We start from the raw sequence: 25675 nt of genomic DNA, 5'->3' as shown, positions 1-25675 counted from the left end.
TCCAGCGACGAGAGCGATCATGAAAATCAAGGTTAAGTGCATCGAGACCGGCGCCGAGTCGGTATTCGAAAGCCAATCACACCATATTGCGATCCATTTCACTCCGGAAGAACTGAGCGAAGTGAAGCTTGGTATCCCTGATACCGAGGACGGCCTTTCGTTGTCCGGGAAGTCGTATCGGACCTTCGGCCTGGTTGTAGAGACCGGCAACGAAGAAGAAATGCAGCGGCTCATGGCATGGACGAAAGAAGAATGAAGTGCACCGTATTTGATCGGTCAAGCCACCGCATCACCCACCGTGAATACACCGACGAGGGCTTCCTCAAGGTGCCGGGCCGGGTGGCGCGCACCGGCATTCAGGAATACCTGGCCCGCGAGCTTGGGCTCGACGGTGATCCGAATCGAATCGTTCGTGTGTACCGCCCAGAAGACGAGGTGTTCAACGACTCGTCACTGGGCACGTACGACGGCGCGACAGTCACCAACGACCACCCTAAAGAGCTGGTCACGGCCAAGAACTACAAGGCCGTAGCTGTAGGCGAGGTGCGCGGCTCTGGCCGTCGTGATGGCGACTTTGTCATCTGCGATCTGATCATCAAAGACCAGAAGACCATCGACGACATCAACGCCGGGAAGTGTGAACTCTCCGCAGGCTACACCGCTGAATACGTCCACGGCCCCGGCGTGACTGCCGACGGCCAAGAGTACGAGTACACCCAGCGCAACATCATCATCAACCACCAAGCGGTGGTTACCAAAGCGAGAGCGGGCGGCATCGCTCGCGTCTTCGACCACAACCCAGGAGGCAACACAATGCCTGTACTTATCACCACCGATAGCGGGCGCAGCGTTGATGTTGCTGATCCTGCGAACGCCCAAGTGGTCGCCGACTCGTTCGACCGACTGTTGAAGCGTGCCACTGATGCGGAAACCAAGGCTGATAAGGCCCAGGCAACCGCTGACAAGGCTGCTGAAGACTTGGTCGAGGCCCGCAAAGCTTCCGGCGATGTCGCAATCGGCGAACGCGTCAAAGCCATCAGCTCAGCCCAGGCCCTTGCCCGCAAGGTCGCCGGCGACGAATTCACCTGCGACAGCCTCGACGTGATCGAGATCAAGCGCGCCGCGCTGGCTGTGGCCCTGCCGAAGCGTGATTGGTCGGACAAGTCCGCCGGCTACGTTGAAGCCGCCTTCGACGCCGAGTCCGATAAGGATGAGGAGGAAGAGGAAGAGGAGGACGACGGCAAGGGTGGCAAGAAGCCCAAAGACAAAAAGCCAATGGGTGACACCGCCGCGCTCTTCGCTCAGTTCGTGCAGCTGGCCAAGGACGGCGCGACACCGGGCGTTACCGCTGATGCCGCACCGACCCCATATCAGGCGCACAAGCAAAGCTTGTCCGGCGCCCACAAACAGAAAGGAGCCTAACCATGCCAGTTATCGGTGGTAACGCAATCAACCACGGCGTCGCGTACGCGGGCATGGTCGCTGACGGCGAAGTGTCCAACGGCGTCTCCAAGGTCAACAAAGGCACTGTCAACATCGCTTACGGCCTGGGTGTTGTGAGCGACGGTGAAGACGGCGCAAAACTGCCGGTCGCTGCATCGACCGCAGCCCAGTTCATCGGCGTCGTGAAGCGCGAACTGAACCGCGCCTACACGCAGAACGATGTGTTCGGCGCGGTCGCCAAGCGCGACATGACCGTCGAGACCATGGCGCCTATCTGGGTGACCGCCCGTGTAGCAGTCGTCAAGGATGACCCGGTCTATCTGGTAGTCGGCGACGGCACCGGCACCAACCAAGGCCAGTTCTCGAACGTGGTTGGCGCGGCTGCAACCCTGGCCGTGCTGATCCCGAACGCCAAGTGGGTAACCACCACCGGCGCCGGTGCACTTGGCAAAATTTCTCTCAAGGTCGGGGGCTAATCGACATGACCCAGCTTAAAAAAATCGTCGTAGCCATCGATGCCGCAATCGCGCACCAGATCGGCCGCGATGCGTACCAAGTGACCTTCAATGACGGTCTGCCGACCCTCGATGACGGCCTGGCGTTCTACATCAGCCAGCTGGCGAGCCTGGAATCTCGTATCTACGAGGCCAAGTACGCCGCGATCAACTACATGGAGCTGATCCCGGTCGACACTTCTCTGCCTGAGTGGGTAGATCAGTGGGACTACATCAGCTACGACGGCGTGACCATCGGCAAGTTCATCGGCGCCAGCGCTGACGACCTACCCGATGTGACGGTCAACGCGAACAAATCGGTTGTGCCGATCGGCTACGCGGGCAACAAGTACAGCTACAGCCTGGACGAACTGCGCAAGTCGCAACAGCTGCGCATCCCGCTGGATACCACCAAAGCCCGTCTGGCTTTCCGTGGTGCCCAAGAGCATACCCAGCGTGTGGCGTACTTCGGTGACGCAGCTCGCGGCATGACTGGGCTGTTCAACAACCCCAACCTGGCGCTGTCGAACTCCACGCTGGACTGGTACAACGCCGCGACCACCGGTGACCAGATCGTCGCCGACCTGAACAAGATCCTGGTTGATGTCTACATCAACTCGGCCACTGTGCACGTCCCTGACACGATCATCCTGGATGCTGCCCGCTTCGCGTTCATCTCGAACAAGCGGATGGGCACCATCACCGACAAGACCATCCTCGAGTACTTCCGCACCAACAACCAGTTCACCGCGCTGACCGGTCGCCCGATCAATATCTTCAGCCGCCTGCAACTGTCTGCTGCCCAGTTGGCCGCCGCCGGTGTGTCCAACGGCAGCAAGGACCGCATCGTCGCTTACGAACTGAACGACGAGAACCTGGGCATGCAGGTGCCGATCCCATGGCGCTCCCTGGCTCCGCAGATGTGGAACCTGAAGGTCAACGTGCCGTGCGAGTACAAGATCAGCGGCGTTGAATTCCGCTACCCGTTCTCTGGCGCGTACCGCGACCAGTTCTAACCAACTGATCCATGGTCGCCTCCGCTATGCCCGGGGCGGCGGCCAATGATTCCGGGCGAGGATTCGACATGTACCTGAAGAACGAAGCAGCACGACTGATCACCATCAACCACCTGGTGGGCGATAAAGAAACCAGCTACCCAATCCTGCCGGGTGAAAACCCAGCGGTTGAAGTGCCTGACGCGGTGGCCAAGATCGATTTTGTCAAAGCTTTGCTGAAGAGCGGTGACCTGCGCCGCGTTGGCGCGGACGAACTGGAAGGTGAAGAGGATGAAGGCGGCGACGACGTCCTCATCCAGCTGCGCGATGAAGCCGCAGAACTCGGCATCGAAGTAAACGCACGCTGGGGCGAAAAACGCCTGCGCGAAGAAATCGCCAAGGCACAGCCAGTCGTGTAACACCCGGGCGCCTAGCGCCCACTCATTCATAACGGAGAGCCCATGTTAATCACCCCCGAGATGATTGCGGCTTTCCGCAGCAATCCAGTCCTGAAGGCATTTGCCGACCCAGTGAAGTGGCCCGACGAGTATATCGTCGAGGCCCTTTGCGAGGCCGGTACCGAGACTGGCTCAAGCCGGTGGGGCGCCCTAGAGCTGACCTGCGACAACTTCAAGTGGCGCGGCATGCAGTACTTCGCGGCGCATTGGCTGGCAACCAACTTTGCCACGCTCGGCGCCGGCGGCACACCCAACTCCGAGGCCCGACTCAACGTGGCCCAGAAGTCAGTCGGCGATGAATCGATCGCCTACCGCGTGCCGCAGATGATGGACGCCGGCACCGACTGGCTGACCTACACCAACTACGGCCAGCAGTTCTACAGGCTCAAGAAGCGCGCCGGGATGGGTGCCAAGGCGGTTTGAATGATCGATCTCACCATTCACGGCCTTCAGGAACTACAGGACGAGCTCGCGAAAGAGCTGAATGCACTGAAGTCCGACAAGGTCGTGACGATCGGCATTCACGAAGAAGCCGGCAACGTCGAGTCAGGCGATATCACCATGGCCGGGCTTGGCGCCACGCATGAGTTCGGCGCCGAGATCAAGCACCCCGGTGGCACGTCATACGGCTATGCCAGCAAGGCGGCAGCCGACCGAGATGAGGTGCGATTTCTTAAGGCTGGTGCCGGATACATGCAATTGGGTGTGACCCAGCCGCACACGATCGATATCCCTGCCAGGCCATGGCTTGAGCCCGGGGTGGCTAGTGCCACCCCTGAGGTGCTGCTAACCATTCAGGACGGCATGGAGGCGGGGCAGTCGATGGATCAAATCCTTGAAGCAGTCGGTGCCGTGGCCGCAGGCAAGGTGAAGGTTTACATGACCGACCTGAAGACGCCGCCCAACGCAGCGTCGACCATTCGCAAGAAAGGCAGCAACAACCCTCTCATCGACTCCGGCGCTATGCGCCAGTCAGTAACGCACAAGGTCTCAGTCGGGCCGGTAACGGAGGGTCTTGAATGAGCCTGAATATGGAAGGCCAGATCGACCAGGTCTTCGCCAGCGTCGAAGCAAGCCGCACGGTTGATACCGGTGGTGACTGGGTAGAAGGAATTTGGGTGCCCGGCACCCCAAGCACCACCCAGTACATCGTGAACATCCAGCCAGCCAGCGACAGGGAAGTTGATTTCCTTCGACAGGGTGGCGAACGGATCGTCGACGCGCGGCGGATCTACATCAACCAGGGCGATATGCAGCTGATTGACCAGACCGGAACGTGGGAATTTCTGGGGCAACAGTGGAAAGCCGTCAAATGCGACAACCGCCACTGGCGTAACTACTGCAAGGTCATTGTCTCCAGAATCGACGACCAGTCAGGCGGTCCGGCATGACCAACGAAGAACTGTTCAAGAAGCTCCGTCCGATTGTGATGCTGGCGACCGGCGTGCCTGAGTGCGTTCTTGCTGATCAGGCAGGCCCCGGAAGCATGCCAGCACCAAAGGGTGAATACGCGACCATCACGCCGCGGCAATACGTCGGCGAGCGCGGCCAGGCGAATATCAAGTCGCGTGACATCCCCGACGACAAAGTCGAGACCGAAGTACGCGCGCAAATCATGTGTTCGGCCAGCATCAACTTCTATCGCGGTGAGGCGCTGATGTATGCCGAGCGCCTGAAACAGGCCAATAAGCGACCAGACATCAGCATGATGTTGTTCAAGTCCAAGATCGGCTGGAACAGCACCGACGGTGTGAACAACCTGACCAGCCTGCAATCGGCCAACTTCGAGCAGCGCGCACAGATCACCATTCGCCTTATGTACGAGGCGATCAGCGTGGCCGAGATCAACAACATCCTGAGCGTAGAAGTCGCCCTTCAGAACGAAAAGGCTCAGGTCCTCGACACCTTCATCGTGGAATTCGACCCCACATAACCCATTGGAGCTAGCACAGTGAGCTATCCAGCTACCAACATCATCCGGATTAATGCCCGGATCAGCCCGGCAGGCCTGGGCAATGCGAACTTTGCCAGTGCCATGCTGTTCGCGCCGCAGCTTGAGCTGCCGGTTGGCTTTTCGCCGGACACGTACCGGACGTATTTCAGCCTCCCTGCGCTGTCAGAGGATTTCGCTGATACCACCGAGACATACAAGGCAGCACAGCGCTGGCTCGGCGGCACGCCTGCTACCCGCGAACTGAAGGTTTATGGTGTGGCTACGGCCGATGCCACGCGCGCCGCCACGCTCAACAAAGCCAGGAACCTGCTGTGGTGGTACTGGACCATGTGGACCGCGCCGATTCTTGCGGTCAAGGCCGATGTGCTGGCGATCGCCCAATGGTGCGAAGACAACACCAGTATGTTCATCGACAACCAGACCGGCGCTTCGGCTATCGAGATCCGCGACCCGGCCGACACTGACGATATCGCCACTCAACTGACGACCGCTGGTTTCCGCCACGTTTACACCGCCGCGCACGCCACCGATCCATATTCCGGTTCAGCACTGGCCAAGCATTTCGCAGCCGTCAACTACAGTGCTGACAACTCGACCATCACCGGCGAGTTCAAAAAATCTCCAGGGGTGCCGGCGGAATCGCTGACCGGTACTGCATACGCCGCGATGCAGAGTGCCACCAAGAAAGCGATCTTCTACACCGTCGTCGACAATCAAGGGTCGGTCGATTCGGGGCGCTGGATCAACACCGTCACGCACAGCACCTACGGCGAATTCATTGATGATGTGGTGAACCTGGATGCCTACATCAACGGGTTGACCACGGCGTTGTACAACGCAAATGCGAACCAGCCGACCAAGTTGCGGCAAACCCCGGCAGGCGAAGCCGTTTTGATTGGTGCGGCGAGATCGTTCTCGCAGGGCTATATCGGAAACGGCTACCTCGGCCCGCGCAATTACATTGATCCTGACGATGGGCTTGAGAAGTACACATCCGGCTTCGAGATCCTGACAAAGCCCGAGGACATTCTCGATCTGTCTGAGGCTGATCGTAATGCCCGCAAGGCCGCACCTTTGAGAATCCGCCTGTTCCGCGCCGGCGCCATCCACATTGTCGATGTCGATCTCGACGTCTATTGATAGGTGATCCATGAGCCTGAATAACTTCTCGACAGACCTGTGCGTCGTCACCATCAACGGCCGGCAGATCCAGGACTGGGGCGAGACCGCGACCCCGTACACGGACGCGCCAATCGATGCGCGCAGCCAGCTGCGCCGCGGTCAGGGAGGGAATGCTGTCCGCCTCGACCGGATCAATCCCGGGCGCGAGGTGAACGTATACCTGAACCCCGGCTCTGCAGACTCCGCCTACGTGCAAGGCCTGCTGAACTCGAACGCCAACATCACACTAACCTTCACCCAGATCGGCACGCTGGAAACTGCGCTTGGATCTGAAGGTGTGCTGGTGAACGATGGTCAGCGCGGCCGGGCCGGTTCCACCATCACGGATGACCAGTTCACGATGCAATTCAACATCTGGGAAGCGACAAGGGGCTGATAGATGAGCGTGAAAGCATTCACCATCGGCGGCGTGCAGTACAACGCCGCCATGGCCAGCGCGGTCGATCAAGACCGCCTAATGTCCCTGCTGTCTGCCGCCGTGCTGGAGCGATTCGCCACGGCTGCCGGCGCAGGTCTAGAAATCGACGACAAGGTGCTGAGCGCCATGTTCATGTCGATGCGTCAGGACGTGAAGGCGCAGGTCACGCAGATGCTCATGACTCGGGTGTTCATCAACGGAACTGAGCGTGCGGTCACCGTTTCCGACTTCGGCGGCAAGATGGTGCAGTACAACCAACTCCTGTCCGAGTTGCTGCGCTGGAATCTCTCCGATTTTTTCGACTGGCTGCCAAGCGGCGAAAAAAGCCCAAGGCAGCCGGGCGCGGAAAGCGTAGCGCCGTAAATTGGTTCTTGATGCGGCCCTGCGTTGGGATTGTTGGCATCTGCCCACCACTCTGTACGTGGTCGCAACTCGCCGACGGGTCGCTATCGATCGCTGATGTCGAGCGCTTCAACCAAGCCATGGACGAACTGTTCGACCAATACGAGGCCGCGAAGAATGGCTAGCAAGGTACTGAAGTCGTTCCTGATTGGCATCGGCTATGACACCAAGGCGCTGGAAGCCGGTGACAAAAAGATCAACGCCAGCCTGAACGGAATAAAGTCTGGCGCGCTGGGAATCTCTGCTGCACTGGTTGGCGCTTTCGGCACCGCCGCCGCATCGATTGTGGGAGTGGCCAACAACGTCGACAAGCTGGCCATGTCAACGCAGAACCTGCGCACCTCTCAGGCTGCCGTCTACAACTACGGTAACGCCATCAAACTGATGGGCGGGGACGCGGCCGACGCGGTCGAAACCCTCAAGCGCTTCGAAGAAATCCAGAACAATCTGCGACTGAAAGGTGATGCGGGGCCGATCAATGATCTGGCCATGGCCGGACTGGACGTAAGCACGCTTTACAATACGAAAACCGGCGAAGAGTTCATGCGCGCGCTGGCGGAGATGATCCCTCGGCTCGACGAGGGGCAGCGATCCGTTGTTCAGAGCTCGCTCGGCTTGTCAGATGCGGTTTTCCGATCCCTCGCTGGCGGCGTGGATCAGCTCGACGCATCGATGAAGAAGGCCGGCGACCTGACTGGGCCAGTCGATCAGTTGACCGACAATGCGCGAAAGCTCGCGGAGAACTCGAGCGAGTTCGGTCTGATCATCGAGGGCATCAAAAATGAGCTTGCTGACAAGTTCCTTCCAAGCCTGATCGGCGCCGGCGATGCGGTGAACAACTTCCTCAAGGAGTACCGGCCGCAGATCAGCAAGGCAATTGACTACTCAGCTGAAAACCCCGAGGCCACCGCCGCGCTTGGCGCATCAGCAACGGCGGCGGTAGTTGGCGCAACCGCCGCGAAGCTTGGGCTCAACACCGTCGGCGGAGCTGTGAGCAAGACAGGCACCGCTGGCGTGGCGCTGACTGGATCCGCTATCGGCGCGAACGTTGTGAACCGAACTCTTGACGAATACGTTCCAGGCTATTCGGCTGCATCGAGAAAGTTCGACGAACTCCTGAAAAGCATGACCGGGCTCGAAAGGATTAAAGGCCCAATGGAATTGATGTTTGGCGGAAATCCTGGGGTTTCCAGCTCATCCAATGTCCAGCAGGGCGGCGACGATCACCAAGTTCCGCAGGCGTACAGCCATCCGCAATCCGATGAGGATTCTGGATATACCAGCTTGCCACTCCCGCCAGAGGAGCCCGGGCGCCATGTTGACGACGTGCTTGGCGGTAGAACAGCAGCAGACATCATGCCGCCAGCTAGCGAATCAACAGCAGAAGATGATCGCCAAGCAAATGCCGAGGCATTCGCCGGCGCACTCAGCAAGACGCCAATCAAGGTGCAAAACCAGCTCGGTATTACCGTCCAGCTTGATGGTCAGGCGCTGGAGACCAAGATCACTCAGGTCAACGAGCGGCAGAATTACGAAACCTTGGGCGACCTGAGGACCACCACGGAGCGATAGCCTTGAGCATCATGAATATCTTCACGCGACAGGCGCCCACCATCGCGGGCTACTCGTTCGACGCAGTGTTGGAGGACACGTTCGAGGCGACCGTCACCATCACATCCGTTCCGATCGAGTCTGGCGTGAGGATTTCAGATCACCGCATCCTGAATCCTTTCAAATGGACGATGACCGGGGCAATCAGCAACAACCCGGTCAAGGTTCAACTGACCGACTTCCTTGGTGGCGCGATCTCAAACCTGACGAGCAATCCGATTGTTTCGACGGTGGCCGGCCTATCGGCCGGATTCCTCGCGGGCAGCGACGAAACCAGGGCCAGCACTACGCTCGACTTCCTACTATGGCTGATGAAGTCTGCCGACCCATTCGACATTGACGCCGGCGACATACTCCTGAAGAACATGGCGATCACTCGCCTATCTAGGACGAAGGAGCCGCGCAATGAGGGCGGACTGGAGTTTGTCGCAGAGCTGCAGGAGGTGATCAGTCTCGATCGCATCGTGCAGGACACCCAGTGTTCGCTGCCTCAGCTACGAGAGGGAGATCCTTCGCAGAGCGCGCTGTCCCGGGCAATCAAGCGGGGCCAGGCCATCGCCAAGGAGGCGAATGAAACTGTGGCCAGTGCGGTGAATGGCATTCTTGACGGAGTCGTCTGATGAACGTGATCCCTTTGCGCTCGGGCGCGCTTAATGCGCATCAGCGATTTTCCATACAGCTAGGCGAGAACCTGATCGAGTTTGAGGTCGACTTTATTTCCTACTTGGATGCGCCGGCCTGGTCGATGAATCTGATTCGTGACGGCAGCCGGCTTGTATCAGGCGCCATGCTTGAGCCGGGCAGTGACGTCATCCAGAGCTACCGCGCGGGAATCGGCCAGATGGTGTTCACCGGTGCCGATGTGACTCTGGATAATCTTGGCGTCGACAACTTCCTAGTTTGGGTGCCCCCACTGGTGGAAACATGAGAGAGCGAGTCTGGTCGGTCGACGTAAACGGCCAGCCCTACATCGGCCCCCAATATGGGCGTCGACAGTTCCGCATTCAGTTCAACATCGATATTTCACCAGGTGACGCGATTTCATTCGCAGACATTCGCCTCTACAACATGAACAAAGGATCCAGCATCGCTCAAGGGTCAAGCATTGTTCTCCGCGCAGGGTACGACGATAACATCGATGCGGTTTTCACCGGGTTTGTGACGAACACTCTTCGTGAGCGCGAGCCTGGAGCGCCGGAGATCATTACTAGGCTCGTCTGTCGTTCCGGACAGCCGGCGGTAGATAGAGCCTCTGCTCAGCTGTCGTTCGGTATCGGGACTCGCATTGAGGAAGTTCTCCGCGCTCTTGCGGCGGCTTGGCCGCTCCCGATCGACATCGACAATGCCCAGTTCGCTGATGCGAAGCCATTGTCGTCCGGGCTGGTGGTGGACGGTGACATACCCTCAGCCATGAACGACTTGGCCTATGCCTATAAATTCGAGTGGATGCAGGACCGTGGGCGAATCGTAGTCACGAAAACGAACATGCCACGTACTGCCGCACCGGTCAGGATTGACCAGTTCAGCGGAATGATCGGCATCCCAGAGGTTTCGCGGGGGCCTGACGGTCTCGGCGTATTCGTTTCGGTGCAAATGAATCCGGCTCTGCGCATCAACGGCAAGATCGACGTCGAGAGTGAGTTCGCCACTTTCAACACAGGCAACCTGTTCGTTTCCGAGTTGAGCGGTGATGCCAGCGCCAACGGCGAGTACAACATCTTCGCAATGAAGCACAGCGGCGACTCCCATAGCGACGTTTGGCGAACCGAGATCGACGGTCTTCGCGCCGGTACGACTCCAAGCACTACGCAGCTGGCCACGACAGAAAACGGGAAGCTGATCTGGGGCGCAAGGGTCGATCAGGCTTTCCGAGCGAAAGTACGCGAGATAACGTCACGCTTATCCTTTGACCCCAATTGGCTGATGGCTGTAATGGGGTTCGAGACTGGCTATACGTTCAGCCCTGCCGCCCGCAATCCTGGGAGCACGGCAACCGGTCTGATTCAGTTCATCGAATCAACTGCGCGTGGACTCGGAACATCAACGGCGCAGCTGGCGCGCATGACCGCGATTCGCCAGCTCGACTATGTCGAGAGTTACTACCGGCCTTACGACGGGCGAATCCGCAATTTGGGAGACGCTTATCTTGCAGTGCTTTGGCCGGCTGCCGTCGGTAGGCCTGACTCCTATGTAATGTGGGAGCGTGATTCCGGTCCTTACCAGCGCGAGTACGCGGCCAACTCTGGCTTGGATGTGAACCACAACGGCGTGATCACGCGAGGCGAAGCAGTGGCATCGGCCAATACCTCGTTCATGCGCGGGCAGCAGTTCGTCAGATGAAAAGTAGGCCTTCGGAATTACGGCGTTGTGTCTGCTACATTTCGCTGTATTACCGAACCATCCAGGGAAGCACATGCCGATGAAGATCAGGTCCATGATCACCACCTTCGTGATCCTCGCGGCTACCGCATCAAATACCGCATTTTCGGCCGAGAATCAGGCCGAGTGCGACGGACGCCAGATGTATAACTATGTCGATGTCGCGCTCAAAGCGGGAGGAGGAGTTGTGAATGTCGCGAACGACCCAGAATACGGCGGCAGCTCAATATCTCTGGCGCTGAAGTCGCAGAACATGCGGATCTACAGCAAGATGATCTCCGACATTCGCGAGCACGACCTAAGCCTGGCTCGCAGCGGTTGTAAGACCCTGGTCAAAGGCCCTACGAAGGGGATGATGTCGAGTCTCCGACAGGTAGAGTCGAAAATCCAAGCTTTGGTGAGCAGCCAGTACAGCGAGAAGGGCGTCTTGACCGACGGCTTCGGTGATATCAGATAGACCAACAACACAGCAGAACCCATCAAACGACCCGCTCCGGCGGGTTTTTTATTGCCCGTGGAAAAATGGAGAGCTGGAATGCTTGAGTCTGAGGGTCGCGCAAAGCAGGCAAAGCTCATCCGCGACGCATTTCGCGAAGTTTTGAAGGGGGTCAGTACTTCAATCCCAGGTCATGTACTGACGTTCAATCCAGATACCCAGCTCGCCCAGGTGCAGCCAGGAATTGCGCGAGTAGACATCAACGGCGCCGAGTTCAAGGTTCCTCCTATTATCGAAGTCCCAGTCTATTTCCCTGGTGGTGATTATTGCGTCGAATACCAGATCGACCCTGACTGTGAGGGCGACATCCTGTTTTCCCAGCGCTGCATTGACGGGTGGGTCCAGAGCGGCGGTGTTGCAACCAACCCGATCGGCCGCTTCCACAGTATGCAGGACGCAATGTTTCTGCCTGGCTTCCGATCTCAGCCAAACGCGCTACCGGAGTTTCAAAACAACGGAGTGCGCTTGCGCAATCGAGCAGGCACACAGTTCGTTTGGCTGAAAAACGACAACAGCATCTCCATGGATAACGGGGTCGCAAGGTTCAACGTGCTGGCCGACGGTACAACCCTGATGCAGAACGGTGCCGGCAGCTTCCAGTTGCAGGCTGACGGCGCGTTCCTGATTAACGGGCTGAAGATCACGCCGGACGGCAACGTCATCACCGCCGCCGGCGTAAACCTTAATACTCATCGCCATAGCGGTGTAACCCCGGGCTCCGGGACAAGCGGAGTTCCAGTTCCATGACCGTACGCAGGCTTGACGACGGGACAGGCGACATCGTGACGCGCGGGCAGCAGTTCATCACCGGGCAGTCCGAGGTCGCCCAGACCGTGCTAACCCGGCTCCGCCTATTCCTGGGCGAGTACTTCCGGGACATCACCGACGGCACGCCATGGTACGAGCAGATCCTGGGCAAGTTCACCAGTCTCTCCACCGCCGAGGCTGCACTCAGGGCGCGCATCGCCAACACGCCGGGCGTGATCCGGCTCACCAGCTTCTACGCTGACTTCAATATCGAAAACCGCAAATACAGCGTAAGCGCTGGGATTCTCACTGAGTTCGGCCTAGAAGAGGTAACACTGAATGGCTAGCCTGACTTCTACCGGCTACGTGCTTCAAACGCAAAACGAGTGGTTTGCCCAGGAGCGTCAGTTCTACGTCGATATCGATCCGCTTTGGAATCTCGACCCATCTACCCCAGACGGCCTAAAAATGGCCCATGACTCCGAGATCTTTTACGCGCTCGACGAGACGCTGCAGCAGGCCTACAACTCGAAAGATCCGAACAAGGCCAAGGGCAACGACCTCGACATCATTTGCTCGCTGACTGGCACCATCCGCTCAGGCGGTTCGCGATCGAGCGTGCAACTGACCTTAACCGCAACCCCGGGCACGCCCACTCCAACAGGTAGCCGGTTTGAGTCGGTCACCACCGGCAGCCGCTGGGCGACTGACCAGGCCGTGACCGCCGACTCATTGGGGTTGGCGACCGTCAACGCGACATGCACAGTCGTCGGGCCTACCCAGGCTGACGTCGGCACCATCACCCGCATCGTGGACGTGGTAGCAGGCCTGGCCAGCGTGACAAACGCCGCGCCTGCCACGCCCGGCACCGACGGTCAGCGCGATGAGCAGCTACGCGTGACAAGAGCAACTGCAGTAGGCAAGCCGGGCAATAACCAGATCGACTCCATGGTCGGCGAACTATTCGGCGTAGACGGCGTGCGCAGAGTGAAGGTGTACGAGAACGACACAAACTCAGGCGCCGTAACGGCAGACAATCCACATGGACTCCCGCCGCACTCAATCGCACCCATCGTAGATGGTGGGACTGACGACGATGTTGCAATGGCGATCTATCTGAAGAAAAACCCTGGTGCGCTGCTATATCAGGCCGGCACGCCCTTCCAAGTTGAGGTCACTTCACCCAAGTACCCGACCAATAAGAAGGTGGTCCGCGCGAGTCGCCCCATCTACGTCGACATGCTGCCGGTCATCCATGTCGTCAGCGACGGATCACTTCCGCCGAACGCCGACCAGCTTATAAAGGAGGCGATGATGGAGTACGCCGCCGGCGACCTGATCCCGGCTGACGTTGGATTCAAGATCGACGGATTCGATATCGGTGAGACGGTGCCATTCAGTACGATCTTCACGCCGGTCAACAAGGTCATTGGCTCGTACGGTGATAGCTATGTCGACTTGCCTTCGTCCAGTCTAAACGGCGGACAGGCAAACGTCGTCATCGCCTACAACCAAATGTCGCGGTGGACGGAGAGCAACATCACCGTAGTGATCACCTGATGAATATCCCAGACCGCATTTATGCACAGTACCGCGATAAGCCAAAAGCGGTGGACTGGTACGCGATAGCCAGGAATCTCAGCGGAAGCCTTGAGGATGCCGCAGAGGCGGTACGCAAGAGCTACGACATCGACACCGCAGTTGACGAACAGCTGAATGTCATTGGGCGGATCGTCGTCGCGCCACGTAGTTTCGTTGGCTCCATACCAATGAACCCTGGTCTGTTCGATCTCACGGACGGCGATGAGTTCGGCGACGATGAAGCCATGTTCAGCGCGTTGACCATTGATCAAGACGGAAAGCTATCCGATGAGCTCTATCGACTGGTAATCAAGGCCAAGATCGTTAGGAACAACGGCGACGCAACTATCGAAAACATCCTCGATGGCATGAATTTCCTACTTCCGAACGCCGAGGTTTTGCGCGTAACGGATGGCGAGGATATGTCCTTCAGCATCGAGTTTTACGGACAGATCACCAACCTTGAGCGATTCGCACTGCTCAATGCCGGGTTGGTACCGAAGCCGCAAGCAGTGAGATTTAACGGGTTCCTCGAGGGATTCGAAATGTTCGAGTTTGGCGATATGGATGCCGAATTCGGTGATGAAATTGCAGAGTTTGCAGGATACATAGGGGCGTAGCATGTCACTCAAGCTTAACGAGCGTTACCCGGGCAGATTTAATAATCCATCGGCAGCCTACCCGCAAGGCTCATTCAAAAACAGAACATCTCCTACTGCGAAGGACGGCTCATATCTTGAGAAGGACTGGGCAAACGATAAGGAAGGTTTTTTTCAGTCACTGCTGTCCGAGGCCGGGATCACTCCAAATGGAGTGGTCGACTCGGTTGGCTCATCGCAGTTCTATAGCGCAGCCAAACAATTGTTCAATCCTGGCCGCCTGATTGGCGTAAAGGTTATCCAAACAAGCGGTACCTATACGCCGACAACTGGAACGAAGTTTGTGCTCGCCAGGCTGATTGGTGGTGGGGCGGCAGGGTCTGGAGCTGCCGCGACTAATGCTTCGCAGATATCCGTAGGAGGTGGCGGCGCTAGCGGCTCGGACCTTTACGTACTAATTACCAACCCCGTCGCAATGGCCGCTGTCATCGGAGCAGGAGGATTAGGAGTATTAGGTGGCACAGGTGGGGCTGGCGGCTCAACTACGCTCGGATCGTTAGCGACTGCGCCTGGCGGCCTATCTGGCGGATCAGTGGCCGTCTCCTCCACAAGTACATTCAATGGTGGACAGCCCGGCGCTGCAGGAGCACTCCCTACAACCACCGCCACCCTTATTACCGCAGCAAAAGGACAGCCCGGGACACTTGGCATTGTAATGAATGGATTTGTTTTTTCTGGAAATGGTGGCAGCGGCCCATTTGGCGGAGGCGGTGTAGGTAATTTCAACGGCATAGGTGGTGCGGGAGCCGGGCCTGGATCTGGTGGTGCCGGTAGCGCCTCTCCTGTGTCAAGCGCCGCCACCGCTGGTGGAAAAGGATCCGATGGATGTATTGAGATGTGGGAGTACTCTTGATGAACTTTGCAATTATTGAAAGAGGCGTTGTGGTTAACGTGATGGTATGGGACGGGGATACTGGAGGGCTGTCGCTGGAAGAAGGAAAAAAAGCTGTTGAAATCGGCAACGAAATTGTGGCTGCCATTGGTTATAGCTATGACGGTGCTGTATTCACTGCGCCTGAAATCCCGCCTCCAACCCCCGCAGAAGTACTGTCTATCAACACTGCTGTGCGAGACGGTTTTCTGTCTGCAGCCACTCGTTCGATGGGGCCTCTGCAAGATGCTGCCGATCTCGGCAAGGCAACTGCTGATGAAACGGCAATGTTGATTAAGTGGAAAGAGTTCCGAGTGGACGTAAATCGAATTGATCTGAAGTTGCTGTCTCCTGACTGGCCGGTGGCTCCAGCATAGCCCACGTAGCTGTCTTATGGTTGGACGCTGCGTTGGTGGTATCAACGGTATGCAGGACTTTCAACTTTTCTATCAGTAAAGCGCCGGCCGTATTCTGTCAGCGGTTTTTCGACGAATTGATAGAGCAGTTCTGTAACCCCGAAAGTCATCATAGCCCATGCGATTATTGTCACGGCAACTACTGCCCACCCTGGCGACGTTGCTGTTGGAAATAGTGCATATGCAGCTTCACGAACGACCATACTGCAAGGCATATGCGCAAGGTAAAGACCATACGATCGATGCCCAACCCACGACATTGCCTTTGTGCCTGGAAAAGTTTTTCCCGGTAGCGCAGCCGCAAAAACTATTACTGCGCAAAACAATGGGACGTATACGACTATAGGGTAATAATACTGCTTGGTCAGGATATACGTGCAAGGCAGCATAATCGCTGCAGCTACTCCGACCCAGCGAAATGCAGATATTTCTTTTTCGGTGTTCCTAGACTTAATTATCTCAGTCAGGATATAAACAATTATTCCTGCGAGGATGGGCTGATAAAACGGAGCGAGGAAGAATATGCCAACCCAGCTATGAACGCCGAAATAATCTACTATTAAAGGGTTTCTGACGAATATAGCCAAGATGATATAACCAACAATCGAAATCGATAGTAGCTGTTTTCTAGATCGGACGGCAAAGAACACAAAAGGGTAAACAAGGTAGAACTGTTCTTCAATGGACAGCGACCAGTAAACTGATAGTGCGCCAAGCCCGCCAGATAGAAGTGCTTGGTAGTTAGCAGTAAGCGTTAGGACTGAAAGTGCAGCTCTTGAGTTTTGCGCCAAGTCTCCAAAAAAACCAGTGAAATTCAGGAAGGCTGTTCCGATTATCGTGAAGGTTACCCAGAACAACGCAAGCGGCTGAAGTCGCCAGAAGCGTCGCCACATAAACGCTTTGATTGGAGACGTACCAGTTGGTTTCTTTTCCTGATGCCGATAAAGAGAAAGGGTTATTGCATACCCAGAAATCACAAAGAAAAGAACTACCCCAACGCTTCCTGTAAACGCGTGGACGAAATCGTAGGATCGAATATTCCAAGGAGTATAAGAGTCGGAGTGGTTCAAAAGCACAAGCAAGATCGATATGCCACGGAGTGCATCGATTTGGGAGAGTCGGTGTTCAGGCTTCATCGGCATAGACTTCCTGTCGGGTCGGCAATATTACTACGGAATCTTCGATTGAGTCGTCAGGCTTCAGTCAGGTTCCCGACCGATTCACCTGTCACCCGCCATTGATCGGGTATTTTTTTGCCTGGAGAAAATTTATGACTGCAACTGAAAAGGACCGCGACATCCTCGCCCGCACGATTTGGGGTGAGGCGCGCGGGGAAGGGACCGCCGGCCAGATCGCGGTCGCCTGGACGATCCGCAACCGCGTGTTTGATGGGAAGGAAAAGTCTTGGTGGGGCGAGGGCTATGCCGGCGTATGCCAGAAGCCGTACCAGTTCAGCTGCTGGAACAAGACCGACGCGAACTATCAGTTCCTGATCGGAGTGAAGCAGATCCCGTTCCGTGAACTGGCGCAATGTCGGATCGCTGCTGACCAGGTGATTGACGGAAAGGTGCCTGACCCAACTGGGGGCGCCACCCACTATTACGCCACCAGCATCAAGGCTCCGGCCTGGGCGGCAAAGGCAAAACAGACACTCAGGCTTGGGCACCACGTCTTCTTCAAGGACGTGCCGTGATGGCCGTGCCTTGGCGTTTGGTCGGCGTGCTGGCGCTGGTGCTCGTCGGCTTCGGCAGCGCTTGGCAGTTTCAGGACTGGCGCTACGGTCAGCAACTGGCCGAGCAGGCGCGGCTGAATGCTGAAGCCTTCAACCAACTGACACAGGCTGCTGCAACGGTGCAACAGGCCGAGCATGACAAGCGGTTGGCGCTCGAGCAGCGGCTGTCGGCCAGTGAGCAAACCCACTTCAGGAAAATGACTGATGCCCAACGTGACCAAGATCGCCTGCGCGATCGCCTTGCCACTTCTGATCTGCGGCTGTCAGTCCTCCTCGACGCGGATTCAGCCAGTGGCTGTGACGTGCCAAAAGCCGCCAGCGCCGGCAGCGTGGATCATGCAGCCGTACGAGCCAGACTTGACCCGGCGCATGCTCAACGAATTATCGCCATCACCGATACCGGCGACCGCGGACTGATCGCCTTGCAGGCGTGTCAGGCCTACGTTCAGGAATTGTCCCGCTGATGAGGGAAGGGATCTTTGAACGGACTGTCCCCGCTGAGGATCCGAATCTGGGTTCGCAGCTCGGCTATATGCTTGTCCTTCGCCATCAGCTCCCAGTTGCTTTTGGTCTCGATATCGGTAGCTCGCCGGCTGGCGGCCGACGTTTCTGACTTCGCAACGCACAATTGAGAGCGGAGGGTTTCGCACTCAGCCGACGCAGCAGCGTGCATCTCAACCAACTTGAATATCCGCTCCCTGGACTGTTGCAGTTGAAGGTTCAGTTCCTCGAACTCATTTTCGTAGAGGGCCAGCTGGTGCCGGCAAATTTCGAGCGGCGTCGGGCAGCCGCGCCAGTCGTCGGTATTTTCGATATTGGAGGGGACCACGGGAAATGCCTTGCTGATTACTGTTCGGATATACAGTAATCGAGGTGCGGGGAGTGGGCGAGGGTGAGGCGACGAACTGTAGGGTTTTGGGTTGGTGTTCGGTCGGCAGAAAGCCGTAGCGCAGGGACTTTCTAGTCGAAAGCCTGTAGGGACTTTTGCGGGGATTCGTGAAATACGGTTAGTCACGGTTAGGCATCGATTGCAGTGGGCGCCGTTCCAAAGGACTGTTCCGTATAGCTTTTTCGCACTCCTGCAAGCATGGGGTGCTAGGGGTCGAGTGTTCGAATCACTCCGTCCCGACCATAATTCCTGAGTAAAATCAGACACTTAAGCCGATCAGATGGATCGGCTTTTTTGTGCCTGCACAAAACTACCCGGTAATTTCGTCGAGAAGGCCTGGATGCACTCCGGCCCGACGATCTTTGCTGGTCCAGCAAGCGTGAAACACCATTAAAAACCAGATTCCTCAGCATCTGATTCCATCTCGTCTATGCGTAGTAGAGGTTCAGCGCAATCAACTCAAACACAGCCACAAATACGCAGAACGCAACGAATCCTCGGGTAAACACCCGGCGAGGCTTTTCATAGCCTTGATAGTTACTGAATGCGCTGCAAAGGTTTCCCAGAAAATCAATAAAGTCCATCAGATCTGCATCCTCGCCTGCATGCTTCACGCATCTTGCCAATTCCAGTCTGGTTGATATTTCTCATTGTCCTTACGATCGGCCTCGGTAGTCGGCGTAGAGCTCTACTCCACCCACGTGGGTGGCCCTTTGTAGAGGGAAAGTCATCTGCAACCCCGTTCACGCAGCTCAGTATCAATAAGTAATAAGGACGTTAAGTGTTTCAAAAACTGATGTTACTGGTGTTGATCGCCAGCTCAAGCGGCTGCGCAGCAACGGCCATGCGGATGGATTATGACAAGCACCGATGCCCCTACATCGGTGTTCGGCTCGACTGGTGGTTGGTCGGTACATCCAAAGGCAAGTTGATTCCCTTTTTACTGATCGACGCGCCATTTTCATTGGTGGTTGATACAGTATTCTTCCCCTTTGAATATCAATACACCTGCAATTTCTGACTTGCGGGTAGTGCAACCTAAAGCGGCATAAAGCTCCCGTAAAAAAGCCTCGGCACACGCCAAGGCTTTTTCGTTTCTGACGCCACCGCCAGTAAAACTCAGGACAATCCAACCCTACCGTCCCGAACCTGCATCAGTGCAAACCCCAAAAGATTCAAACCTTTCCACAGGTTCGGATCGTTCACATCTGCGTGATCCTGCGCGAGCCCGATCCCCCAAATGCCATCAACCGGGCTCGCTTCGACAATGACCCGAGAACCAGTGCGCAGCAGGTATTCGTTCAGCTCCGGGTTTTGGGAAAACTTGGCTTGGTTTGCCTGGACGACGATGTCGTATCGGTGTTGCAGCCAGCGTTGGTCGTTGAACCCGCGCACCTTGCGGCCGAGGGCTTTGGCGGCGTTCGGGGTCGGGGCCTGCAGCACTTGTGCACGAATTTCCTGATCGTCGAACAAGGCTGCCTTCTCGGCCATCATGAAGTGTTCGGCTGTCGGGTAGCGTTGTCCCTCGACAACGAATTCGGCTTCGTACCACTGGCTGAAGCACGAAGCCGTGACGGCGTCTTTGCTTCGCTGGTGTCCCCAGAAAAAGGTGAAATCCAGAGGCTCTCCAGCGTTGAAGCGAGCGCGTAGATCTTCGAGAAGTTTAGAGTCGTGCAATGAGATTTCCTCGGTAACTGACGTTCGACGTTACAGTTGCTGTGCGTGTCAGGGCAATACGCAATATTGCCCAGACACTAATCCAATGGGCCCAATACCTGGCGGTAGTGTTCTTCGCCTTGAATCGTCTGCCGGGTCAGACGGATTTCCAGGCCTTGGGGGTTTTCTTTGCGGTTGCCGCTGAGCTGGCGCCACCCCATCTCCGGTTCCCAGACGCGCACTTGCAGATCGCTGATGCTGTCGAGCACCGCCACTGCCTGTTTCGGCGCGGGCAGCGGGTAGCGATCACGTGGCGTGGCGGCGGCGCGGTACAGGGTTTGATCTTTCAACCACCAGCGCACGCGCTGCAAGCCGTTCTGCGAGTTGGCTGCACTGCGGATCACGTCAAGACGAAAGCTCTGGTCGTCGGCGCTGCGCACGCTGATTGCCGCTGGCTGCTCGGATCGTTCGTCATCGTTGTCGTTCAACTGTGGTTCGCGCAGTTCGATGCTGGCGCGCAAGGCGATATCTCGTTCCAGTTGATGCAGCGTGCGCAGCAGTGCTTCGGTGTGTTCGGTGCTCGCCTGCAGGTGCGTGTCGGCGCGGGTCACACTGTCCAGGCCGCGCCAGGCAATCAGGCTGACGATCGCCATGAGCATGATCGCGACCATCACTTCGATCAGGGTAAAACCCTCTTGCCGGTTATTCATGGCTGGTTGGCCAAGGTCAATTTGCCCGTGGCTGTGCGCTGCACGGTGAGCGTGTTCTGGCCGTCCGAGAGTTGCAGTTGCAGGGGTGAATCGAACCACTCGGCGTTCAGTATCAGCGGCTGCGTGGGTGTCACTCGCACCTTCAGCGATGGCGTTTCCCAGTGACGAGGGCGCAGTTGCGGATCGGCGAGAAAGTGATCCAAGCCTGGGTCTTGTTCATTGCGACGACTGAAACGAAAGCCGTTTTTGTCCGCCAGCCAAGTGATCGGGCGTCCATCGGCCAGGGCTTCGGCATGGGCGATTTGCAGCAACTGGATCAAGCGATTGGCGTCCTTGCGCAGCAGTTGCGCCGGGTCAGACTTGATACTCAGGCTGACGGCGGCGCTGGCAATGCCGATGATGATCAACACCACCATCAATTCGATGAGGGTGAAGCCTGTTTGTCTGTCCTTGGTCATACCGCAACGTTCCTTCGTTGTGAATCCATGCTGGCGGATTCGAACCATCAATCCGGATAGAAAAGCGAATGTTGTGCTGTAGACTGCAGCGCAGGACAACAGGGAGGTTGGGTCTTGGCATTTACTTTTCGCTTATCCGCAACGCAGCTTGTGCAATCGGCGGCACTGATCGCGGCGCTGGCAGGGGGACTGTTCTGGTCTGCGCTGTTGCTGACGCCGGCACAATCCCACGTTCCGGCGGTGGCACCGCAAGTGTTGCCAACGCGCGCCGACACAGCGGCTTTGCAGTGGTTTTCCAACCAGCCGGCACCGTTGGATATCAAGGTTTCCGGAGTGCTGGCAGGGGCGCACGCGGCGGTGGCAATTCTAAGTCTCAACGACGGTCCGCCGCGCAGTTTTCTGGTGGGTGATCGCTTGACCCAGGGTGTGCGCGTGATAGCCATTGAGCAGGATGCGGTGGTCATTGAGCGTGGCGCAGAACAGAGCCGATTAAAAGTCAGCACGCTGCCAGACTCCCCGTCGCTGCCTCGGCTGACTCGACCCTGAGCAGCGTCATTGGCGCTTTTCCTGCGGCCGGCCGAGTAAGGTTTCGAGTCGCGCCAAGGGCGGTGCCTGACGTTCGCGATCCGAAACCAGCAGTGTCACGCGCATCAGTTGTCCGTCGGTGCTCGGGGTCACGCGTTGATCACAGCGCAGTTGCAGGCGACCTTGATCACACTCGAAGGTTTTCAGTCCCGGGGCAAAGTCTCCTTCCAGACGCAATTCGGCGAGCCGGGTCTGCGCCGCCAGCAACGCGATCGAGCGATCGCGCAACAGGCCATTGCTCTGGGTCATCAGACCCGCAACGCGAACGGCCGCAGACATGGCCACGGCGATGATTGCCAAGGCCACCAGAACCTCGATGAGGGTGAAACCTCGCTCCTTGCGCAACGCTTCCATCCTTGTCTCTGCGGTTGAAACCGGCCCGCAGAATAGCACCCGTCCTTTGGCGAATGTGCAGAAAAACAGTGCGTTAATGATTGTTGTACGATGACTGGCTTTTGTTACACTGCGCGCCGAATGTAATCATGCCAAGGAAGGTTGAAATGGATTTCGCGCGCGTCAAATCTCAGTCCGCAGGCCGTCGAGTTCAGCAGGGTTTTACCCTGATCGAGATCATGGTGGTGGTGGTCATCCTCGGCATTCTGGCGGCGATGGTCGTGCCCAAGGTGCTCGACCGACCTGATCAGGCCCGAGCCACTGCGGCGAAACAAGACATCGCCGGCCTGATGCAGGCGCTCAAACTCTACCGCCTTGACCACGGCACTTATCCGACCCTGAATCAGGGGCTCAAGGTGTTGGTGGAGCGTCCGGCGGATGCGAAAAACAGTAACTGGCGCTCTTATCTGGAACGCTTGCCCAACGACCCGTGGGGTCGTCCATACAACTATCTGAATCCTGGCGCAAACGGTGAGATCGACATCTTCTCCCTCGGCGCCGACGGCCAACCCGACGGCGACGGCGTCAATGCCGATATTGGTTCCTGGCAGCTCTGAGAGCGGCCATGAAATCATCGTCGTCACAGGTGCAGCAACAGCGCGGCATGGCCATTATCAGCGCCTTGCTGATTGCCGCCGTGGTTGCGGTGATCGCCGCTGGCATGCTCACCCGGCAGAGCGTCTTTACCCGTTCTCTTGAGGCGGAACAGTCCCGAGTGCAGGGCGCTGCCGCGCTGTTGGCGGGGCTGGAGCTCAGTCGGCAACTGCTCAGGGACACGCGTCAACAGGACGCGCTGACCCGGCTCGATCAACCTTGGGCGCAGCCTGTCAAAAGCCATTTGTTGAATTCGCCGGGGGGCGGTTTCGAGGGGCGCATCGAGGATCAGCAGGGCAAGTTCAATTTGCGCAATTTACTCAGCAATGAGCGTGTCGATGGCGGACAGTTGCGCAGCTTCGAACGCCTCTGCGAAATGATCGGAATCGATGCTGCCCTCAGCCAGCGCATCAGCCAGCGAGTCATTGCCTCCTACCCGAGAATGCCCGACCTGCAAGCCGCCGGGCAGAGTATGGCGCAGACCGGTTTCGACGGCGTCCGTGCGACGTCGCCAAGTGCGCGTCGAAGCCCTTTGCCGGCCACTCAGCCGATGTTACGCAGCCTTGATGATTTACGTGGCCTCGAAGGCATGAACGAGCAACTGCTTGAGCGCTTGAATCAGTATGTCAGCCTGATTCCGGCCAAGACCTGGGTCAACGGTAATACTGCCAGCGCCGAGGTATTGGTGGCGGTGGTACCGGGGTTATCGCTCGCGCAGGCCAGGGCCGTGGTGATAGAGCGCGATCGTGGCCAGTGGTTCATCAATCGTGGGGACTTCGTCAACCGTCTGCACTTGCCGCATCTGACCGTCGACGGACTGAACGTCGGCATCAGCAGCGATTGGTTTCTGCTGCGCGGACACGCGCGTCGTGACCAGCGCCGCGTTAGCCTGGATGCGCTGCTGCATCGCCCTGCCGACGACATGCCGAAAGTGGTCTGGTCGAGGCTCGGCGTATGACTCGCTTGCGCGTCGCCTTGCCGCCGCTGGCGGGTTTGACCTCAGACTCTGAGGTTGAATTTGCGCGCCTGGATCGGCACGACCAGGTCAGTCAGACCGGTGTCAGTACGCTGTTGCTGATTGAACAGGAGTGGCCGTTACAGCCCGTCGAGTTTTTTCTGCATCCGGCAGACAGCGTACTGACCAGTTTGCAGTTGCCACCGCTGACGCCGGTTAAGATCGATGCGGCGGTGAAGTGTGCCGCGCAGGCGCTGATTCTGGGTGGCACTGAACAGATGTACGTTGCACACAGTGCTCGTGAGGTCTCAGGACAAGTGTCGCTGGCCTGGCTCGCGCAGGCATCGCTGGATCGTTTCGGGCTGTTATTGGCTCAGCACCGATTGAAGCTGCGAGGCCTTTACCCGGCACCTTATGCTTTGCCGGTGCCAGCGCAGGGACAGGTCAGCGCCTGCGTGCTGGATGGGCAATTGCTGCTGCGCTTCAGCCGTGCGCAGGCTTCGGTAGAACCCTTGGCGCAGGAGCGTCTGGATGAACTCGTCACCAGTGGTCGCGGCTTGCAGTGGATCGGCGCGGATGCCCCTGCAACAGCATTCGAACCACGACCTGCGGAGCAGCGCTGGTGTGGCGTTGCGCCGGGATGGGGGTTGCATGCAGGCATCGGCAAGGCTGCCGGACACACCATCGGTTGGGGCAGGGCAGCCTGCTGTTGTGCCTTGGCGATGGTTGTCTGGGTGTCTGGGCTGAACCTTTACGCGGCCCGTGAAGTGACCCAGGGCGAGCAGCTCAAGGCGCAAATGAGCCAGCGGGTGAAGCAGGCTTTTCCAGAATTACCGGTGATCCTCAATCCGTTGCAGCAGGCTCGCCAGCAATTGGCAGCCCGGCACAGCGGTGCGACGGCCGACGCGAATCACGGGTTCGCCTATCTGGTGCAATACGCCGCAAGCGCGCTGCCGTTTATGGCGGGCAGCGTCCAGCGCATGACCTTTGAGCAGGGACGTTTGCAGTTGGAGTTGGCCGCCGACACTGCGCAGGCACCCGCCGACGGCGCATTGCCGGGAGCGCTGACGCAGGCCGGGCTGGTCGCCAGGCGCGAAGACAACGTGTGGATTTTCAGCCCGCAGGTTGAGCCGGCAGCGGTTGAGGACGATGCCGTCATGGACAGCGACGATGAATAATCTGCTGGCGATCTATCGGGCTCGCTGGCTGCTGCTGCGTGCACAGATTCATCGGCATTGGGCGCCGCTGACCTTACGCGAAAAACGCCTGGTCGCGGGCAGCGCATTGATGTTGGGGGGCGTGCTGATCTGGCTGCTGTTCGTCCAGCCACCGCTGAAAAAGATTGAGCATTGGCAGACCGAAACGCCGAAGTTGCGTGGCCAGGCCGAAGCGCTGGATCTGTTGTTACGCGAGGTGGCGACAGCGCCCATTGGGCAAAACTTCGAGCGGTCATTGCAGCAATCTCTCGATGGCAGCGGGCTGCTTGGTCACTACCAGTTGCAGGCAATGGGCACCGCTTGGCAGTTGACGTTCGAGGATGCGCCCGCTGATGCCGTCATCAGTTGGCTGTTAATCCACCCCGTGCAGTTTTCACTTG

The 25675-nt window shown here is 57.8% G+C and carries 37 protein-coding genes; 31 read left to right on the top strand and 6 right to left on the bottom strand.

Annotated elements, in window-relative coordinates:
* The first annotated feature begins 19 nt into the window (after positions 1 to 19).
* The 23 genes from L8H52_RS24525 (at position 20) to L8H52_RS24415 (ending at position 16067) form a co-directional block, all read left to right on the top strand.
* Entirely contained in the window at positions 20 to 256 is a 237-nt protein-coding gene (locus L8H52_RS24525) for a hypothetical protein (protein ID WP_242209169.1), read from the top strand.
* Positions 253 to 1422 carry a DUF2213 domain-containing protein gene (locus L8H52_RS24520; RefSeq protein WP_242209170.1) on the top strand — a complete coding sequence of 390 codons (1170 nt, stop codon included), beginning with the start codon at positions 253 to 255 and terminating at the stop codon, positions 1420 to 1422. Before L8H52_RS24525 ends, L8H52_RS24520 begins: the two co-directional genes overlap by 4 nt.
* Before the next feature lie 2 nt (positions 1423 to 1424).
* Positions 1425 to 1919: a hypothetical protein gene (locus tag L8H52_RS24515; RefSeq protein WP_242209171.1), complete on the top strand. Its 495-nt coding sequence runs from the start codon at positions 1425 to 1427 to the stop codon at positions 1917 to 1919.
* 5 nt (positions 1920 to 1924) lie between these two features.
* Positions 1925 to 2953, top strand: coding sequence for a DUF2184 domain-containing protein (locus tag L8H52_RS24510; protein WP_242209172.1), 1029 nt, complete (start codon positions 1925 to 1927; stop codon positions 2951 to 2953).
* Positions 2954 to 3021: 68 nt separating this feature from the next.
* On the top strand, positions 3022 to 3351 hold the full coding sequence (locus L8H52_RS24505; RefSeq protein WP_242209173.1) for a hypothetical protein: 330 nt from the start codon (positions 3022 to 3024) through the stop codon (positions 3349 to 3351).
* Between the two features lie 42 nt (positions 3352 to 3393).
* Positions 3394 to 3813, top strand: a complete 420-nt coding sequence (locus L8H52_RS24500) for a DUF4054 domain-containing protein (RefSeq protein WP_242209174.1) — start codon at positions 3394 to 3396, stop codon at positions 3811 to 3813.
* Positions 3814 to 4413: a hypothetical protein gene (locus L8H52_RS24495; RefSeq protein ID WP_242209175.1), complete on the top strand. Its 600-nt coding sequence runs from the start codon at positions 3814 to 3816 to the stop codon at positions 4411 to 4413.
* Entirely contained in the window at positions 4410 to 4781 is a 372-nt protein-coding gene (locus L8H52_RS24490; RefSeq protein WP_242209176.1) for a hypothetical protein, read from the top strand. Before L8H52_RS24495 ends, L8H52_RS24490 begins: the two co-directional genes overlap by 4 nt.
* The gene (locus L8H52_RS24485) at positions 4778 to 5323 is read left to right on the top strand and encodes a hypothetical protein (RefSeq protein ID WP_242209177.1); all 546 of its coding nucleotides are present in this window, start codon (positions 4778 to 4780) and stop codon (positions 5321 to 5323) included. Before L8H52_RS24490 ends, L8H52_RS24485 begins: the two co-directional genes overlap by 4 nt.
* A gap of 18 nt (positions 5324 to 5341) precedes the next feature.
* Positions 5342 to 6484, top strand: a complete 1143-nt coding sequence (locus L8H52_RS24480) for a DUF3383 family protein (protein ID WP_242209178.1) — start codon at positions 5342 to 5344, stop codon at positions 6482 to 6484.
* Positions 6485 to 6494: 10 nt separating this feature from the next.
* Positions 6495 to 6902, top strand: coding sequence for a hypothetical protein (locus L8H52_RS24475; protein ID WP_242209179.1), 408 nt, complete (start codon positions 6495 to 6497; stop codon positions 6900 to 6902).
* A gap of 3 nt (positions 6903 to 6905) precedes the next feature.
* The gene (locus tag L8H52_RS24470; RefSeq protein ID WP_242209180.1) at positions 6906 to 7307 is read left to right on the top strand and encodes a hypothetical protein; all 402 of its coding nucleotides are present in this window, start codon (positions 6906 to 6908) and stop codon (positions 7305 to 7307) included.
* A 156-nt stretch (positions 7308 to 7463) separates the two neighbouring features.
* Positions 7464 to 8918, top strand: a complete 1455-nt coding sequence (locus L8H52_RS24465; RefSeq protein WP_242209181.1) for a hypothetical protein — start codon at positions 7464 to 7466, stop codon at positions 8916 to 8918.
* An 11-nt stretch (positions 8919 to 8929) separates the two neighbouring features.
* A complete protein-coding gene (locus tag L8H52_RS24460) occupies positions 8930 to 9577 on the top strand; it encodes a phage baseplate protein (RefSeq protein WP_242209207.1) in 648 nt (215 codons plus the stop codon).
* On the top strand, positions 9577 to 9885 hold the full coding sequence (locus L8H52_RS24455; protein WP_242209182.1) for a hypothetical protein: 309 nt from the start codon (positions 9577 to 9579) through the stop codon (positions 9883 to 9885). The genes L8H52_RS24460 and L8H52_RS24455 overlap by 1 nt, the downstream gene beginning before the upstream one ends.
* Complete coding sequence (locus tag L8H52_RS24450; protein WP_242209183.1) at positions 9882 to 11297, top strand: hypothetical protein; 1416 nt, start codon at positions 9882 to 9884, stop codon at positions 11295 to 11297. Before L8H52_RS24455 ends, L8H52_RS24450 begins: the two co-directional genes overlap by 4 nt.
* Positions 11298 to 11391: 94 nt before the next feature.
* Positions 11392 to 11793: a hypothetical protein gene (locus tag L8H52_RS24445; protein ID WP_242209184.1), complete on the top strand. Its 402-nt coding sequence runs from the start codon at positions 11392 to 11394 to the stop codon at positions 11791 to 11793.
* Between the two features lie 78 nt (positions 11794 to 11871).
* Positions 11872 to 12579: a Gp138 family membrane-puncturing spike protein gene (locus tag L8H52_RS24440; RefSeq protein ID WP_242209185.1), complete on the top strand. Its 708-nt coding sequence runs from the start codon at positions 11872 to 11874 to the stop codon at positions 12577 to 12579.
* Positions 12576 to 12926: a hypothetical protein gene (locus tag L8H52_RS24435; RefSeq protein WP_242209186.1), complete on the top strand. Its 351-nt coding sequence runs from the start codon at positions 12576 to 12578 to the stop codon at positions 12924 to 12926. The genes L8H52_RS24440 and L8H52_RS24435 overlap by 4 nt, the downstream gene beginning before the upstream one ends.
* Complete coding sequence (locus tag L8H52_RS24430) at positions 12919 to 14139, top strand: baseplate J/gp47 family protein (RefSeq protein WP_242209187.1); 1221 nt, start codon at positions 12919 to 12921, stop codon at positions 14137 to 14139. The genes L8H52_RS24435 and L8H52_RS24430 overlap by 8 nt, the downstream gene beginning before the upstream one ends.
* Positions 14139 to 14780: a DUF2612 domain-containing protein gene (locus L8H52_RS24425; RefSeq protein WP_242209188.1), complete on the top strand. Its 642-nt coding sequence runs from the start codon at positions 14139 to 14141 to the stop codon at positions 14778 to 14780. The genes L8H52_RS24430 and L8H52_RS24425 overlap by 1 nt, the downstream gene beginning before the upstream one ends.
* 1 nt (position 14781) lies before the next feature.
* The gene (locus tag L8H52_RS24420) at positions 14782 to 15672 is read left to right on the top strand and encodes a hypothetical protein (protein ID WP_242209189.1); all 891 of its coding nucleotides are present in this window, start codon (positions 14782 to 14784) and stop codon (positions 15670 to 15672) included.
* Positions 15672 to 16067 (top strand): tail fiber assembly protein, encoded by a 396-nt coding sequence (locus L8H52_RS24415; protein ID WP_242209190.1) that lies wholly within the window; start codon positions 15672 to 15674, stop codon positions 16065 to 16067. The genes L8H52_RS24420 and L8H52_RS24415 overlap by 1 nt, the downstream gene beginning before the upstream one ends.
* A gap of 41 nt (positions 16068 to 16108) precedes the next feature.
* Here L8H52_RS24415 and L8H52_RS24410 read toward each other — a convergent pair whose 3' ends face one another.
* Positions 16109 to 17242: an acyltransferase gene (locus L8H52_RS24410; protein WP_242209191.1), complete on the bottom strand. Its 1134-nt coding sequence runs from the start codon at positions 17240 to 17242 to the stop codon at positions 16109 to 16111.
* 134 nt (positions 17243 to 17376) lie between these two features.
* On the opposite strand from L8H52_RS24410, the gene L8H52_RS24405 reads away from it, so the two are divergent.
* Together L8H52_RS24405 and L8H52_RS24400 are read left to right on the top strand one after the other, a co-directional pair.
* Entirely contained in the window at positions 17377 to 17799 is a 423-nt protein-coding gene (locus L8H52_RS24405) for a cell wall hydrolase (protein ID WP_242209192.1), read from the top strand.
* Positions 17799 to 18302, top strand: coding sequence for a lysis system i-spanin subunit Rz (locus L8H52_RS24400; RefSeq protein ID WP_242209193.1), 504 nt, complete (start codon positions 17799 to 17801; stop codon positions 18300 to 18302). The genes L8H52_RS24405 and L8H52_RS24400 overlap by 1 nt, the downstream gene beginning before the upstream one ends.
* Here the strand turns inward: L8H52_RS24400 and L8H52_RS24395 are convergent.
* Positions 18284 to 18667, bottom strand: coding sequence for a hypothetical protein (locus L8H52_RS24395; protein WP_242209194.1), 384 nt, complete (start codon positions 18665 to 18667; stop codon positions 18284 to 18286). The genes L8H52_RS24400 and L8H52_RS24395 overlap by 19 nt on opposite strands.
* A gap of 841 nt (positions 18668 to 19508) precedes the next feature.
* Between L8H52_RS24395 and L8H52_RS24390 the strand changes: the two genes are divergently transcribed.
* Positions 19509 to 19748, top strand: a complete 240-nt coding sequence (locus tag L8H52_RS24390) for a YceK/YidQ family lipoprotein (RefSeq protein ID WP_016984952.1) — start codon at positions 19509 to 19511, stop codon at positions 19746 to 19748.
* A gap of 98 nt (positions 19749 to 19846) precedes the next feature.
* On the opposite strand, the gene L8H52_RS24385 is transcribed toward L8H52_RS24390, so the two are convergent.
* From L8H52_RS24385 to gspH, 3 genes are all read right to left on the bottom strand, one after another.
* Complete coding sequence (locus tag L8H52_RS24385) at positions 19847 to 20404, bottom strand: NADAR family protein (RefSeq protein ID WP_242209195.1); 558 nt, start codon at positions 20402 to 20404, stop codon at positions 19847 to 19849.
* Positions 20405 to 20481: 77 nt separating this feature from the next.
* Complete coding sequence (locus L8H52_RS24380; RefSeq protein WP_242209196.1) at positions 20482 to 21093, bottom strand: type II secretion system protein GspJ; 612 nt, start codon at positions 21091 to 21093, stop codon at positions 20482 to 20484.
* The gene (gene gspH / locus L8H52_RS24375) at positions 21090 to 21551 is read right to left on the bottom strand and encodes a type II secretion system minor pseudopilin GspH (protein WP_242209197.1); all 462 of its coding nucleotides are present in this window, start codon (positions 21549 to 21551) and stop codon (positions 21090 to 21092) included. Before gspH ends, L8H52_RS24380 begins: the two co-directional genes overlap by 4 nt.
* A gap of 114 nt (positions 21552 to 21665) precedes the next feature.
* Between gspH and L8H52_RS24370 the strand changes: the two genes are divergently transcribed.
* A complete protein-coding gene (locus L8H52_RS24370) occupies positions 21666 to 22097 on the top strand; it encodes a type II secretion system protein N (RefSeq protein ID WP_095123168.1) in 432 nt (143 codons plus the stop codon).
* Between the two features lie 6 nt (positions 22098 to 22103).
* Here the strand turns inward: L8H52_RS24370 and gspI are convergent, their stop codons facing one another.
* Entirely contained in the window at positions 22104 to 22490 is a 387-nt protein-coding gene (gspI, locus tag L8H52_RS24365; RefSeq protein WP_242209198.1) for a type II secretion system minor pseudopilin GspI, read from the bottom strand.
* Positions 22491 to 22636: 146 nt separating this feature from the next.
* On the opposite strand from gspI, the gene gspG reads away from it, so the two are divergent.
* The 4 genes from gspG to gspM form a co-directional block, all read left to right on the top strand.
* Positions 22637 to 23086 (top strand): type II secretion system major pseudopilin GspG, encoded by a 450-nt coding sequence (gene gspG / locus L8H52_RS24360; protein WP_242209199.1) that lies wholly within the window; start codon positions 22637 to 22639, stop codon positions 23084 to 23086.
* 8 nt (positions 23087 to 23094) lie between these two features.
* Positions 23095 to 24081, top strand: coding sequence for a type II secretion system minor pseudopilin GspK (gene gspK / locus L8H52_RS24355; protein WP_242209200.1), 987 nt, complete (start codon positions 23095 to 23097; stop codon positions 24079 to 24081).
* Positions 24078 to 25256 carry a type II secretion system protein GspL gene (gspL, locus tag L8H52_RS24350; RefSeq protein WP_242209201.1) on the top strand — a complete coding sequence of 393 codons (1179 nt, stop codon included), beginning with the start codon at positions 24078 to 24080 and terminating at the stop codon, positions 25254 to 25256. Before gspK ends, gspL begins: the two co-directional genes overlap by 4 nt.
* The coding region (gene gspM / locus L8H52_RS24345; protein WP_242209202.1) for a type II secretion system protein GspM at positions 25249 to 25675 on the top strand (427 nt) is incomplete at its 3' end. The genes gspL and gspM, both read left to right, overlap by 8 nt.

The sequence above is a fragment of the Pseudomonas sp. CROZ-RG-20F-R04-15 genome, from assembly GCF_022662375.1.
In the GTDB taxonomy this organism is placed as follows: domain Bacteria; phylum Pseudomonadota; class Gammaproteobacteria; order Pseudomonadales; family Pseudomonadaceae; genus Aquipseudomonas.
The sequence above is the reverse complement of the archived record's forward strand: the minus strand, read 5'-3'. Positions and strand labels throughout refer to the sequence as shown.